We start from the raw sequence: 13,155 nt of genomic DNA, 5'->3' as shown, positions 1-13,155 counted from the left end.
CTATAAATAGCACACGGCGGAATTTTAGAAAACAGAAATACACAATCGAAACGCCTTGCCGACCTCGCAACGCCGGTGCATCGATCCGGGCTTAACACGGAGGCTCTACAGGCGCTCACCGTTTACAGCCGCGAGGACTGCGTTATCCTGCAACCACCGGCGGCCGCCGGTCGGTTCGCAGCCTGCATTTCAAGGCGCTTAGGAGGAGAGAAGACGATGTGCGATGCCTGTGTGATGGAAACGGTCAAGGAGCGCATGCTCTCGCGCCGCAGCTTCTTCAAAGCCGCCGCAGTTGGAACCGCCGGCCTTGCCGTGGCGAGCGCGGGCATCGCCCCGCCGGCGCTGGCTCAGGGCCACACTGGTGTCACCGACCTCACCCACGAACTCTACGAGGAGTTCCCGACCTTCTTCGGCCAACAGCAGTTCTTCCGCGAGGCGAAGTTCACCTATGCCAAGGACAAGTTCAACCTGTTCGAGCTCCGGGTAAACGAGCACACCGGCACCCATGTCGATGCGCCGCTGCACTTTTCCGCCGACGGCCTGTCGGTCGCCGAGCTGCCGGTCGAAAAGCTGGTCGTGCCGCTCTGCGTCGTCGACATCCGCCAGAAGGCGTCCGCCGACGCCGATGCGCAGCTCACACCCGACGACATCAAGGCCTGGGTCGCTGCCAATGGCGAGATCCCCGAAAACGCCTGCGTCGCCATGCTTTCGGGTTGGGGCGCCCATCTCGGCACCGACAAGTTCCGCAACGCCGACGGAAACGGCAAGCTGCATTTTCCCGGCTTCCACGTCGAGGCGGCGAAGTACCTGCTGGAAGAGACCAAGGCAGCCGGCATTGCCGTCGACACGCTTTCGCTCGACCACGGCCCCTCGCCCGATTTTGCCACCCACTATGCCTGGCTGCCTGAAGGCCGCTGGGGGCTGGAGGCGGCGGCCAACCTCGACAAGGTGCCGGCCAAGGGCGCGACCCTCGTGCTTGGCGCCCCCAAACATCGTGGCGGCACCGGCGGCCCGGCCCGCGTGTTTGCGCTCGTCTGACCCCTTTGCCGATCCGGCGGCCAAGCGCCGCCGGAGACCTTTGACCAGGAGACCTCATGAGCACCATCACCCCGCCTACCGACCCGGAATCCGACCCGCGCGTAAAAGCCGTGTTCGACGACATCCGCGCCACGCGCAAATCGGACTTCATCAACAATATGTGGCTGTGGCTCGCCTTCGATCCGGATCTGCTGGAGCAGACCTGGCGCGACGTCAAGGCGGTGATGGCAACGCCCTCCGCACTCGATCCGCTGGTCAAGGAAATGCTCTATATCGCCGTTTCCGTCAGCAATGGCTGCGGCTACTGCGCCCATTCCCATACGGCCGCCGCCAGAGCCAAGGGCATGACCGATGCCGAGCATGCCGATCTCTTGCGGGTAATCTCGCTTGCCGCCAGAACCAACCAGCTGGCAACTGCGCTGCAGGTGCCGGTGGACGCCGCCTTCGACAGGACGGCTTGATGACGCGCGTGCGGAGGATAAGCGGCTTCGAAATCGACTGTCTTTCCACAGACTTGGTGCGGCTGGCGCAGAAAACGGAATAAAAGAAGAACATCCTTTCTGGCCTTTCGCCTCCGAATCACTACATTGAGCCGCATGATGAGTGGTTTCGACGACATTCCCTTCTTCGATGATGAGCCGGCCCCGCGCAAGCAGCCGCCGCCGGCAACGGGCGGCATTGCCGCGCGCGCCATGGCCGCCCGCGACCGCCAACAGCGCCCGGATTATCTCTCCGGCCTCAATCCGGAGCAGGCCGAAGCGGTGGAATCCCTTGATGGCCCGGTGCTCGTTCTCGCCGGCGCCGGCACCGGCAAGACGCGGGTATTGACCACCCGCATCGCCCACATTCTTTCCACCGGTCGCGCCTTCCCCTCGCAGATCCTGGCGGTGACCTTCACCAACAAGGCGGCGCGCGAGATGAAGGAGCGCATCGGCGTGCTCGTCGGCCATGCGGTCGAGGGCATGCCCTGGCTCGGCACCTTCCACTCGATCGGCGTCAAGCTCTTGCGCCGCCACGCCGAACTCGTCGGCTTGCGCTCCGACTTCACCATCCTAGACACCGACGACGTCGTCAGATTGATCAAGCAGATCATCCAGGCCGAGGGCCTCGACGACAAGCGCTGGCCGGCCAAACAGTTCGCCGGCATGATCGACGGCTGGAAGAACAAGGGCCTCGACCCGGCACAGATCCCCGAGGGCGATGCCCGCGCCTTCGCCAACGGCAAGGGCCGCGAACTTTACGCTGCCTACCAGAACCGGCTGCGAACGCTGAACGCCTGCGACTTCGGCGATCTGCTGCTGCACCCGATCCGAATGTTCCGCACCAATCCGGATGTGCTGAAGGAGTACCACGACAAGTTCCGCTACATCCTGGTCGACGAGTATCAGGACACCAATACCGCGCAATACATGTGGCTGCGTCTCTTGGCGCAGCGGCCCAAGGGCAAGGCCACAACTGCCAACGCAGGAGGCAATGCTGCATCCTCCGATTCATTGATACGCGATCCGTCTTCCGGTGAGACATCTCACTTTTCAAGAGACGAAGGCGACAGCGCGAGCGCAAACAAACAGCAGCAAATCAATATTTGCTGCGTCGGCGACGACGACCAGTCGATCTATGGCTGGCGCGGCGCGGAAGTGGACAACATTCTGCGCTTCGAAAAGGATTTCCCGGGCGCCAAGGTCATCAAGCTCGAGCGCAACTACCGCTCGACCGAGCATATTCTCGGCGCCGCCGCCCATCTGATCGCCCACAATGAGGGGCGGCTGGGCAAGACGCTATTTACCGACCGCAGCGACCCGGACGACGAGAAGGTGCAGGTGCACGCGGCCTGGGATTCCGAAGAAGAAGCCCGCGCCGTCGGCGAGGAAATCGAACAGCTGCAGCGCAAGAGCCACAAGCTCAACGACATGGCGATCCTGGTGCGGGCCTCGTTCCAGATGCGCGAGTTCGAAGATCGCTTCGTCACGTTGGGCTTGAACTACCGCGTCATCGGCGGTCCGCGCTTTTACGAGCGGCTCGAGATCCGCGACGCCATGGCCTATTTCCGGCTCGTCTGTCAGCCGGCCGACGACCTCGCCTTCGAGCGCATCGTCAACACGCCGAAGCGCGGCCTTGGCGACACCACAATTCGCACCCTGCACGACTATGCCCGCGCCCGCGACGTGCCGATGCTGGCCGCTGCGACCGATATCATCGAGACCGACGAGCTGAAGCCCAAGGCCCGCAAGGGGCTGTTCGATGTCGTCGCCGATTTCCGCCGCTGGCAAAGCCTGCTCGAAACCACTGTGCATACCGAACTTGCCGAGCAGATCCTCGACGAGAGCGGCTACACCGCGATGTGGCAGAACGACAAATCGGCCGAAGCGCCGGGTCGGCTCGAAAACCTGAAGGAACTCATCCGCTCGATGGAAGCCTTCGAGAGCCTGCGCGGCTTCCTCGAACACGTCGCCCTAGTCATGGATGCCGAGCAGAACGAGAACCTCGACGCCGTGTCGATCATGACGTTGCACTCGGCCAAGGGCCTGGAGTTCGACACCGTGTTCCTGCCCGGTTGGGAAGAAGGCCTCTTCCCGCATCAGCGCGCGCTCGACGAGGGCGGCCGCTCCGGCCTCGAGGAAGAACGCCGCCTCGCCTATGTCGGCATCACCCGCGCAAAACACCGCTGCCACATCTGGTTCGTCTCCAACCGCCGTATCCACGGCCTGTGGCAATCGACGTTGCCGTCGCGCTTCCTCGACGAGTTGCCGATCACCCATGTCGAGGTCGCCGAGACCGAGCAGTCCTATGGCGGTTACGGCCGCGGCGGCTATGGCCAATCGCGCTTCGACAAGGCCGATCCCTTCCAGAACAACTACTCGACCCCCGGCTGGAAGCGCGCCCAGCAGCACCGCTCGGATGCGACGCGCGACAACTGGGGCTCGCGCTCCGGCCACGCGGTCGAGCGCATCGGCTATGGCGAAAGCGGCCCGCGCAGCCGCACCATCGACGGCGAGCTGGTGGCGAAATCCACCAGCACCGAGCCCTCGCGCTTCACTGTCGGCGACCGCGTCTTCCACATGAAGTTCGGCAACGGCAACATCTCAGGCATCGAAGGCAACAAGCTGACGATCGACTTCGACAAGGCCGGCCAGAAGCGGGTGCTCGATGGGTTCGTCGAGAAGGTGTGAAGGCGCGCTCAAGCGGCAGGTAGTCGCCGTCGGTTAAGCCAAGGCCCCTGTCCGCGTGTATGCGCTCTCCGAGCAATCTGGATCGTAAACAGTAGTTAGAAGACCTGTTTTCGCAAACGACTTCTGAGATCGTCCCTTACCCTCCCAGAGCAGGAGACGCGACGATGGGGCTCGAACCCACAACCTATCCACCCCCGAATGCGTTGCCATCCGAGTAGAAAGCGAATTGCTCTTCCCATTGAGCTACGCCGCGACCACGATGCAAAAGACATCGTTGAGTTCTAACTACCTTGCTGAAAGAGACCCGTGTTGACGCGATTTGTCGAAAATCACTCGAATGACGTCAACCTCGTTCTCGCGCCGCGCGGCGACGTTTGCCAATCTCAATATCCAACCGTAGTCTCAGAGATTCCAAGTCATTGGATAGTTGCAGCTCTGCACTCCAATCTCCCTTCACCTGCGATGCCCACATTTGGAACGGGCCATGCTCGTTCTCATTTCGCTCTGCTTCCTCGATTGCGTCATCGAGCAAGCTTCGCACTATAGCCGTTGCTTCAACCGGCAATGAAGGATCAAGAAGAGTTACGTTCAGCTTTTCAATTTTGTTTTGAAGACTGAGACTAGTCTCCTTAATATCATAGAAATTATCGTCATTCCTCGCGCGCTCCCAGGCCGGACCATAGTCTAGTTCATCCTTGTCAGCTTGTGCCCGCTCCTGACTTCTAGCAAATCGGTTGATCGCTCCTGCCAAACTCTCGTCGGCTATACCGGTCGCAATTTCGAAGATGAGGCTGCACATTGCGGAAAAGTCAGAGCCAGGCGTCGTTACAAGTGGTGGGCCGCGCCACCAGAGGGATACCGTATATGCGCAATCCACGATGCGTGTCTTGGCTTGGTTATCAGGCGGCTTGATGTAGTCGGCTTCACTCTGAGCGCGATATAGGCTTAGCTTCAAAAAACACCCAAGGAACTTTAGGTCATGCTGGAGCCTTGTTAATGGATCGCCCTCAACCTCCTTTACGCCTTTATGGTACGATTTGTATGCGTTCTCAAATTCGGAATAGCCAATATAATTCCAATCACTAAAATTAAGCAATTTCTCAACCATATCGCCAACATTGCGAATATTATTTACTATCTTCTTCCTGTTCGCATCCCTGCGACCATTAGAAATTACATAGTCATAGTCGTTGGCGCAGCCGTAAATCATGCTCAAAATATTTAGTGCTCGCCTTTTCTCCTCTAAAGTCACGTAACGGAGGACGGTTGGAAAAAGGGCACACAGCCTTCCAACTAACGCCTTCTGGCGAGACATCCACCGTCTCGCGTCATCGTCGGAAATATCTGCCGTGATGAAGCGCCTCAACCAACGCCCATTCAGATAGTCGCCCGCGCTCGGCAGCAAGGAGTTCGCAAATGCAATCTCCTCTTGATCGATGCGCTCGATCTCGTGGAGGAAACGCAACATAGTCTGATGGGAGACCGGGCCATCAGCAAACAATTGTTCCAACTCAGGGTCTATTGTTTGCTTTAGCATAAGTTGCACCGAATATTGTTGGCCACTCGGTCAAGCTAGCAGTGACGGTATCGTCGGGGCAACGAGTATCCAATCGCCCACTCAAATCACCGTCCGATAAACGACCAACCCCAAACGCTCCACCGCCCGGTCATAGGGCGTCATCGCCGTCTCTTTGGTCTCATGCGTCTGCGTCAACCGCCTACAGATGCTCGACGCGAAGGCGCCCGCCCCAGCGGTCGTTCAGGTATTCGCAGACGAGCGTCCGATGGCAGCGGTGCGGTTTGTCCTCGGCGCAGAGCAGGCAGGCGCCCTGCAGCGCCTCCGGCTTCACGTGCTGCTCGATCTTGCGCTCCGCCATGAGGTCCAAGAAGTCCCGCGAGAAGGTCTTCCAGTCGCCCTTGTCGGTCTTGTAGGCTTTCATGATCGCCTCGGTGGGCGCGAAAAGCGGCTGATGCACATAGTCGATGCCGCCAATTCTCTTCAGGAAGAAGGCAAGGTCATTGGCCTTGGCGAAACCGGCCAGCTGTGACGTGTTGTGCAGCCGGACATCGACGACCGTCTTGACGCCGGCCTTTTGCAGGCGATCGAAGAAATCTTCGGCCGACGACTTGGTGAAGCCGATCGTCGAAACCTGCACGTTGCCCATGGCGCTCATCTCGTTTCACCCGCTGTTGCAAGGCCTTCTGCCGACCTCAACCTAGACCATCTTGCGATAAACGATAAAGCCCGAACGCTCCGCCACCTTGTCGTAGAGCTTCATCGCCGTCTCGTTGGTCTCGTGCGTCTGCCAATAGACCCGCGGCGAGCCGGCCTTGCGTGCGGCCTCGTAGACCGCTTCGATCAGCGCCGCGCCGACACCTTTGCCGCGCGCAGCTTCGCTGGTGAACAGATCCTGGAGATAGCAGTTCGGGCCGATGGACGTGGTGCTGCGGTGAAAGAGGTAGTGGGTGAGCCCGACGAGCCGGCCTTCGCTTTCGGCCACCAGCGCATGCATCGGCTCGTAGGCATCGAAGAAGCGCGACCAGGTCATCGCGGTAATGGCGGGATCGAGCGCCGTTGCACCCGAGCGACCATAAAAGGCGTTGTAGCCATCCCAGAGCGGCAGCCATTGCTCGTAGTCGCCGCGGACAATCGGGCGGATGCGAAGTGCGTCGGTCATGTCGGCTCCTGCTCTTTGGCGGCGCATGTGGCTTTGCTCGGGAGCATCTGCGAATTGTGGGCGCAGCGCATCTTTGAGACTGACTTTTCCCCCACAAATTGAGAACATTAGGTCGGACTTATATTATTGCGAAATGCCTGTCTCAACGATCAAAAGGCGAGCGGCGACATGTCTTGGACAAGCGCGATACGTTGGTTGGCGGAACTGGGCCTGACTGAGGCGTGCGAGGCGGATCGACAGGGCATATCGGTCGCCAACCTGGCAGCAGCCGTTATCGCTGTCTCGGCAAGTGGTTTCGCCGTCATCTACGCGCTCCACGGGCAATCGAGCCTGCAAGGGCTGGTCCTTTGCAATGTTCTGCTGGCAGTCGCCGCCGCAATGACACCTCTGTTCCATCGGTTTGGAAAGCGGGCGTCGGCGCTTTGGGGATTCGCCATAAGTGCTGTGGCACTGACGATCGTCAGCGCGCATCTCGGCCGGAATTCTGGCGCCCTGCTGAATCTCCTCGGCGTCACGCCCGTCGCATTTGCAATCCTGGGCCTCGATCATTGGCGCATGGTCGCCAGCCTGGGCCTCCTCTCCGCCGCGATCATCATCCTCGGCGGCATTGCTTTTCCGACGCCATGGCCTGGCGTCTATGCCGACGAGAACTTCCTCCAGCTCGTAAACGTCTCGTCGATCCTGACCGTCACCCTTCTGATGTTCGCCACCATGCACTATGCCCTCACGCTGGCGCGCGATGCCCAGATGCGTCTGAGCAATCTCATGCTGTCGATCATGCCCGCCGAGATCGTCGACCAGTTGCGCAAGGGTGATCACGCCGCCACGATCAAGAAATTCGATATGGCTGCGGTGCTGCTCATCGATATCGTTCAATTCGTCAGGCTTTCCAACGAGCTCGGCCCGGAGCGGACGGTCGCGCTGCTCGACGATTTCTTCTCGCAGCTCGACGCGGCATCTGCCCGGTTCGGCGTCGAGAAGATCAAAACCATCGGCGACGCCTATCTGGCCGCAGCGGGAGTACCAAGCGCCCATCCCAATGGCGTAGAGGCAGCCGCCGGCTTCGGCTTCCTCGCGTTCGAGATCGCTGAAAATGTCGGCAGGGCGCACGGGGTCGCGCTGCATTTGCGCATCGGCATGGCCTCGGGATCGGTCACTGCCGGAGTGCTGGGCCGCACCCGCTATGCCTACGACATCTGGGGAGCACCAGTGAACCTTGCGGCACGGCTCGAAGCGATCGGTCACGCCGGGTGTATCGTCACGACACGTGACGTCAAGGCCGCCCTCGATGGCAAATTCGCGTTTGAAGCCGGCGAAATCACGCACATCAAGGGATTTGGCGATACCGAAACATGGCGCATGAGCCTGGCCCGCTAACAGCGGGTTTTCGCTCCTTGCGGCACGTTGCCGCCGCCGGCAGAGCCCGGTATCCGGCGCAGCTTCGCAAAGCCGCGCCGTCGGCTGTCAGGCGACACCCGGAATGGTTGTAGCGCCTCTTGCCATCGCCTCGATGATCCCGTCCACGCCGGTCAGGATCGCATCGCCCATGAAGGCGATGTTGTCCATCGAGCGTTCGCCCGCCTCGTGGTGGCCGGCACCGCAGGCGTCGCGGATGACGATCGGCACGAGCCCAAGATCGGCGCCATGACGCACGGTCGGGTCGATGCCGATTTCTGTTGCAATGCCGCAGATGGCAAACGAGGTGAGCCCGAGATCGCGCAGAATGATGGCAAGCGGCGTACCCTCGAAGGCCGAGAACGTGATCTTGTCCAGGATCGCTTCGCCCTCGCGCGGCGCCAGTTCCGGCACCAGTTCGAAGCCCGGCGTGCCGCGCAGGAACCAGGGCTTCACTGCATCAGGGTCGTCCGTGCGCTGCCAGGCCATCGCCTGGCGCATCTGGAACGCGCCCATCAGCGGCTTCGGCATCGACAGGTGCCGCAGAAAGATGACGGGATAGCCGCCAGCCCGTGCCGCCTCCAGAACCTTCAGCACCTCAGCCAGGATCGCCGGGCCATTTTTGACCTGGTTGGCGATCCCCACCTGCATGTCGTAGACGACCAGCGCCATCCGGTCCGGTCGGCAAAAATCGGCAAGCGTTTTCCCAATTTCCAGTGAAACTGCCATCATTCCCCTCTTCCGGCCCCCTCCTCAGGCGGCCGTCCCACGCTTCAATCAAGCACCGGGAATGTGGCGCGGCGGTTCCAAGGTTTCAATACGGCGGGCAGCAGATGATGGTAGAGGCAGTGCGCCTCACGCATCTCCGCCGTCGTCCAACCTCGCCTTGCTGATCAGCGCCATGACTTCGGCATCGGAGGTTTGCTCGAAGTCGCGGTAATGCAGGCCGACGGCGCGGAAGAAGGCGGGGGTGGAGAGGCAGACGATGCTATCGACCGATGACCGCAGGCGCGCGATCGCGCTGGCCGGCGCGACGGGAACCGCCAGCAGCAGACTGCGCACACCGGCCCGGCGCAGCGCCTCGATCGCCGCGCGGATCGTGCCGCCGGTGGCAATGCCGTCATCGACGAGCACCACATTGCGATCCTTTGGCGAAAGCGGTTCGCGGTCACCGAGATAGAGTATGCGCCGCCTTGCTATCTCGGCGCGTTGGCGCTCGGTTTCGGCGGCGAGGTAGCCACGTGGCGGCCGCACCAGGCGCACGGCCTCGCGGTTCAGCACCAGCTCCGCCTCTTCGCCATCGACCAGTGCGCCAAGGCCGAATTCCTGATGGCCCGGCGCGCCGATCTTGCGCACGATCAACACCTCGAGCGGCGCGTGGAGATGCATGGCAATCTCGAAGGCAACCGGAACGCCACCACGCGGCAGCGCCATTATCAGGGGTTCCGGCGGCGCCTCGGCGGCCACCGCCTGCGCCAGCCGGCGGCCCGCATCGGCCCTATCCTCAAACAACACCGGTCCCGTGAACATGTCGCCTCTCCCGATCAGCGGAAAGCCTTTTGAACCACTTGGCACCGCGTCGCGACCAACCAAACGCCCCACCGTCCGGCAGTTGTCGTCCAGCATCGTTGGACAACCACACCAATTGCAGCAATCGCTAAAATTGCAGCGAATTTCGCCGGGTTTCATTAAGGCGCCAAAGCTACCAATTGACCCTGCATATTTGGCTTTGTCGCAAGCCGCCTTCCTCGATTTTAGCACGACGGGCCGTTTCGAAATGAGCTTTCTCCCTGCCCTATCGATCATCTCCCTGCTGGTGATGCTGCCGGTGCTGCTGTCACTGCGGAAATCCTCGACCCCGGGCGCCGCGGAGTTCGCCTCAGGCTGCGCAACGACGGCCGTTGCCATGGCGCTGGTGATGTTGTCCGAGATTTCGCCGCTCCGGCCGCTGGCGCTTGTCGGCTATGCGTTTCTCGCCGTCGCCTGTCTTTTCGTTCTTGCCGGTTTCCGCGCATTCTTCGCTCTGCCCACCTGGAGGTCGGCAATCCTGTCGCTCGGCGCAGCCTTGGCTGCCACCATATCGGTTCTGGCAGCCTCTGGCCCGGAGAGTGTCGCAACGCGGGCGCTGATCGCGCTCGGCATCGCAGCCGCCGTCTTCGTGATCGCTTGCATTTTTGTCCTGAGGCTGCGCACGGCCAGCGATCCGACAATACGACGGGCGATCGTCGTCGGGGCTGCCGTCGCCGGCGTGACGCTCCTGCATATCGCCGCACACCTGCCAGCCGCCACCGTGAACCAGACCGGCCCGGTCGCGCAGATCGCCTGGAATTTCGCGCTGGCGGCCATGTGGCTGCTCTACATGCCGATCCTGTTTCTTGGCGTCATACTCATGGCGCATGACCGCGTTATCGCCGATCTCAAGACCACGATCGCCCGCGACGAGCTGACAGGAGCGCTGTCACGACGCGCCTTCATCGATCTCGGCGAGCGCCTGTTCGCATCGTGCCTCGCCCGCACACGCCCGGCCGCCTTCCTGCTGCTCGATCTCGATTATTTCAAGCAGATCAACGATCGCTACGGCCATGCTGCCGGCGACGCCGCGCTCGGCCACTTCGCCGGCATCGTCGCGGCCTGCCTTGCCGGACGCGGCACCTTCGGGCGCATCGGCGGCGAGGAATTCGGGATCGTTCTGTCCGATCACACGGAGGGGGAGGCGTTTCTGCTCGCCGAGGAGATCGGCCGCACGGTACGTGACACGCCTATCGGCCGCTTCGGCCAGCCGATCCGGTTGACGGTCAGCATCGGCATTGCCAGCGCGAGCCAGGGCGATACCATGACCGACGTGATGGTCCGGGCTGACATGGCGCTCTATGCGTCCAAGGCCGACGGCCGCGACCGCTGTACGATCGCCGGCCGGCTGCAGCCGGATGCGAGCGCGCGCGTGCTCGCCGCCGCCGCCGCGCAGCTTCGCGCAGCCGAAGACTATTCGCGTGCACCGCAACTGCTGCGCGACACCGGCTGAGGCAACCTCCGCACGGCCCGCCTCTTGTCGCCAATCTTGCATTGACAGCGGCAGAACCTATGTGAACGGTGCAGTCCACCGGAGGAAATCCATGTCCCGTTCGTTCCGCGTCTCGATCCTGGCGGGCCTCGCCGCTTTCGTGGCGACCGTCTCTCCCGCCCGCGCCGAAACCGTCGGCGAAGTCGGCGTCGACTGGCTCGGCAACGACATCATCGTCGAGGCGGTAAGCGACCCCAAGGTCAAGGGCGTGACCTGTCACGTCACCTATTTCGATCGCGGCGTCATCGACCGGCTGAAGAAGGGCAACTGGTTCGAGGATCCCTCCAACAACTCGATTGCCTGCCGCCAGACCGGCCCGATCGAGATCGGCGACATCGATCTTTCGAAGGAAGGCGAGGAAGTCTTCCGCTCCGGCCTGTCGCTGATCTGGAAAGACCTGCTGGTCACCCGCATTTACGACCGCAGGAACGACACACTGATCTATCTCGCCCACTCGCGCGAACTGACCGACGGCTCGGCCAAGATGTCGATCACGACGATCCCGCTCTACGGCCAGACCGTCAACTGGCAGGAAGGCAAACCGCAGCCCTGAAAAAATGCAGCACCCTCCCGAAGCCTTTACTTCCGGAGGGTGCGAGCGACGCCAGTCCCCACACTACTGGCGGGTCATGCTTTCATTGGTTCAACACTCAATAAGTCGGCGCGACGATGCCTTGATAGTAGTCGCCGTCACCGCCCTGGTACCGATCCTGAAGCTGCGGATTCTGGTAAATTACGCGCGGCGGAGCGGTTTGATAGATGCTGCCGGTCGGCATGCGGTCAACGGACCGATTGTCGTACATCATCTGCGACTGCGTCGTCGGGCGCGGCTTGATCGCATGTGGATCGATGCCCTGGTAGTAGCTGTCGGCGAATGCCGGAGCAGCTGCGCCAGCAAGGGCGGTCGATAGGACAAATGCAGCAAGTGAAGTTCTCAGAGACAGTTTCATGACATCAACTCCTATGTCGTTGTCTTTGCAAGACCCGGCCTCCGTTCGGGTACGAGCACGAACGTACCATACACCCACTTGTTCCCCTGATGTAGTTGACGTTTCGCTCACTTAATCTCGTGCAAACCGTGATGAACATTACGCAACTGTAACTTGACCGCCTCGGCTCGGTGGAGCCACAGGCGCCGAGACATTTCATCAAGCAACTGAAAGTTCGTGATTTTCCGCAGCCGAAAGAGCGCGCGAAAACGCCGTGCTGCTTCGCGTCGTCGCCCGTTTTGACGACGATAATGCTGACAACCATCCACAACCGTGGAAAGTTCCCGAAGAAAGAAAAAGCAAACGGCCCGGAACTTTGTCCCGAGCCGTCTCAAATTGCGTTGCGATGTGGCTGCGATCAGGCCGCCTGGGCGAGCTCGTCTGCAATCACCGTGTCGAGATTGAGGAAGCAGACCATGGTCTTTTCCAGCGCGACGATGCCGCGGCAGAAGGCGCGCTGCGCTTCCGGAATGATCTCCGGTGCCGGCTGCAGGTCTTCGCTCTTGATGGTCATCATGTCAGACACCTGCTCGACGAGCAGGCCCACCAGCTTGCCGGCGATATCGGTGACGATGATCGCCGAACGTTCCGACGGCTCGGTCATCTTCATGCCGAGGCGGCAGGCCATGTCGATGACCGGGATCACCGCGCCGCGCAGGTTGATGAGGCCGAGCACGTAAGGCGGCGTGTGCGGCATCGGCGTCACCGGCGCCCAGCCACGGATTTCGCGGATCGCCATGATGTCGATGCAGAACTCCTGGTCGCCCAGATGGAACGAAACGATTTCGAGATAGGCACCGGACTGCTTGATTGCGTTGGACATG

At 61.4% G+C, this 13,155-nt stretch carries 13 protein-coding genes and 1 tRNA gene; 6 read left to right on the top strand and 8 right to left on the bottom strand.

The features are described 5' to 3' along the window. The first annotated feature begins 216 nt into the window (after nt 1-216). The 3 genes from AC244_RS22175 (at nt 217) to AC244_RS22165 (ending at nt 4,208) form a co-directional block, all read left to right on the top strand. Nucleotides 217-1,038 (top strand): cyclase family protein, encoded by an 822-nt coding sequence (locus AC244_RS22175; protein ID WP_053250991.1) that lies wholly within the window; start codon nt 217-219, stop codon nt 1,036-1,038. Nucleotides 1,039-1,094: 56 nt separating this feature from the next. Next, a complete protein-coding gene (locus AC244_RS22170; RefSeq protein ID WP_053250990.1) occupies nt 1,095-1,499 on the top strand; it encodes a carboxymuconolactone decarboxylase family protein in 405 nt (134 codons plus the stop codon). 135 nt (nt 1,500-1,634) lie between these two features. After that, a complete protein-coding gene (locus AC244_RS22165; protein WP_053250989.1) occupies nt 1,635-4,208 on the top strand; it encodes an ATP-dependent helicase in 2,574 nt (857 codons plus the stop codon). 156 nt (nt 4,209-4,364) lie between these two features. Here the strand turns inward: AC244_RS22165 and AC244_RS22160 are convergent. The 4 genes from AC244_RS22160 to AC244_RS22145 form a co-directional block, all read right to left on the bottom strand. Further along, nucleotides 4,365-4,461: transfer RNA gene (locus AC244_RS22160), tRNA-Arg, on the bottom strand. Nucleotides 4,462-4,551: 90 nt separating this feature from the next. Further along, entirely contained in the window at nt 4,552-5,745 is a 1,194-nt protein-coding gene (locus tag AC244_RS22155) for a hypothetical protein (protein ID WP_053250988.1), read from the bottom strand. A gap of 181 nt (nt 5,746-5,926) precedes the next feature. Beyond that, entirely contained in the window at nt 5,927-6,382 is a 456-nt protein-coding gene (locus AC244_RS22150; protein WP_321166229.1) for a DUF488 domain-containing protein, read from the bottom strand. 42 nt (nt 6,383-6,424) lie between these two features. Next, nucleotides 6,425-6,886 carry a GNAT family N-acetyltransferase gene (locus AC244_RS22145; RefSeq protein ID WP_053250987.1) on the bottom strand — a complete coding sequence of 154 codons (462 nt, stop codon included), beginning with the start codon at nt 6,884-6,886 and terminating at the stop codon, nt 6,425-6,427. 168 nt (nt 6,887-7,054) lie between these two features. Between AC244_RS22145 and AC244_RS22140 the strand changes: the two genes are divergently transcribed. Then, nucleotides 7,055-8,263: an adenylate/guanylate cyclase domain-containing protein gene (locus AC244_RS22140; protein WP_152976054.1), complete on the top strand. Its 1,209-nt coding sequence runs from the start codon at nt 7,055-7,057 to the stop codon at nt 8,261-8,263. An 87-nt stretch (nt 8,264-8,350) separates the two neighbouring features. On the opposite strand, the gene AC244_RS22135 is transcribed toward AC244_RS22140, so the two are convergent. Next, on the bottom strand, nt 8,351-9,010 hold the full coding sequence (locus tag AC244_RS22135; protein WP_234716999.1) for a cysteine hydrolase family protein: 660 nt from the start codon (nt 9,008-9,010) through the stop codon (nt 8,351-8,353). Between the two features lie 126 nt (nt 9,011-9,136). Continuing rightward, on the bottom strand, nt 9,137-9,811 hold the full coding sequence (locus tag AC244_RS22130) for a phosphoribosyltransferase (protein WP_053250984.1): 675 nt from the start codon (nt 9,809-9,811) through the stop codon (nt 9,137-9,139). A gap of 247 nt (nt 9,812-10,058) precedes the next feature. Here AC244_RS22130 and AC244_RS22125 point away from each other — a divergent pair, with 247 nt between their 5' ends. Together AC244_RS22125 and AC244_RS22120 are read left to right on the top strand one after the other, a co-directional pair. After that, nucleotides 10,059-11,303: a sensor domain-containing diguanylate cyclase gene (locus AC244_RS22125; protein WP_053251010.1), complete on the top strand. Its 1,245-nt coding sequence runs from the start codon at nt 10,059-10,061 to the stop codon at nt 11,301-11,303. 91 nt (nt 11,304-11,394) lie between these two features. Then, entirely contained in the window at nt 11,395-11,895 is a 501-nt protein-coding gene (locus AC244_RS22120; RefSeq protein ID WP_053250983.1) for a CreA family protein, read from the top strand. A gap of 97 nt (nt 11,896-11,992) precedes the next feature. Here AC244_RS22120 and AC244_RS22115 read toward each other — a convergent pair whose 3' ends face one another. Together AC244_RS22115 and AC244_RS22110 are read right to left on the bottom strand one after the other, a co-directional pair. Then, nucleotides 11,993-12,292 (bottom strand): hypothetical protein, encoded by a 300-nt coding sequence (locus tag AC244_RS22115; RefSeq protein WP_053250982.1) that lies wholly within the window; start codon nt 12,290-12,292, stop codon nt 11,993-11,995. A 397-nt stretch (nt 12,293-12,689) separates the two neighbouring features. Next, nucleotides 12,690-13,154 carry a chemotaxis protein CheW gene (locus AC244_RS22110; protein WP_018326507.1) on the bottom strand — a complete coding sequence of 155 codons (465 nt, stop codon included), beginning with the start codon at nt 13,152-13,154 and terminating at the stop codon, nt 12,690-12,692. Between the last annotated feature and the right edge of the window lies 1 nt (nt 13,155).

This window comes from Ensifer adhaerens (genome assembly GCF_001270265.1).
GTDB classification, from domain to species: domain Bacteria; phylum Pseudomonadota; class Alphaproteobacteria; order Rhizobiales; family Rhizobiaceae; genus Ensifer; species Ensifer adhaerens_B.
Note: the sequence above shows the minus strand (reverse complement) of the source record. Positions and strands in the feature narration are given on the sequence as shown.

Coding starts and splice junctions, on each gene's coding strand:
- AC244_RS22175 (WP_053250991.1), top strand. CDS start 217: ATGTGCGATGCCTGTGTGATGGAAACGGTCAAGGAGCGCATGCTCTCG.
- AC244_RS22170 (WP_053250990.1), top strand. CDS start 1,095: ATGAGCACCATCACCCCGCCTACCGACCCGGAATCCGACCCGCGCGTA.
- AC244_RS22165 (WP_053250989.1), top strand. CDS start 1,635: ATGATGAGTGGTTTCGACGACATTCCCTTCTTCGATGATGAGCCGGCC.
- AC244_RS22155 (WP_053250988.1), bottom strand. CDS start 5,745: ATGCTAAAGCAAACAATAGACCCTGAGTTGGAACAATTGTTTGCTGAT.
- AC244_RS22150 (WP_321166229.1), bottom strand. CDS start 6,382: ATGAGCGCCATGGGCAACGTGCAGGTTTCGACGATCGGCTTCACCAAG.
- AC244_RS22145 (WP_053250987.1), bottom strand. CDS start 6,886: ATGACCGACGCACTTCGCATCCGCCCGATTGTCCGCGGCGACTACGAG.
- AC244_RS22140 (WP_152976054.1), top strand. CDS start 7,055: ATGTCTTGGACAAGCGCGATACGTTGGTTGGCGGAACTGGGCCTGACT.
- AC244_RS22135 (WP_234716999.1), bottom strand. CDS start 9,010: ATGGCAGTTTCACTGGAAATTGGGAAAACGCTTGCCGATTTTTGCCGA.
- AC244_RS22130 (WP_053250984.1), bottom strand. CDS start 9,811: ATGTTCACGGGACCGGTGTTGTTTGAGGATAGGGCCGATGCGGGCCGC.
- AC244_RS22125 (WP_053251010.1), top strand. CDS start 10,059: ATGAGCTTTCTCCCTGCCCTATCGATCATCTCCCTGCTGGTGATGCTG.
- AC244_RS22120 (WP_053250983.1), top strand. CDS start 11,395: ATGTCCCGTTCGTTCCGCGTCTCGATCCTGGCGGGCCTCGCCGCTTTC.
- AC244_RS22115 (WP_053250982.1), bottom strand. CDS start 12,292: ATGAAACTGTCTCTGAGAACTTCACTTGCTGCATTTGTCCTATCGACC.
- AC244_RS22110 (WP_018326507.1), bottom strand. CDS start 13,154: ATGTCCAACGCAATCAAGCAGTCCGGTGCCTATCTCGAAATCGTTTCG.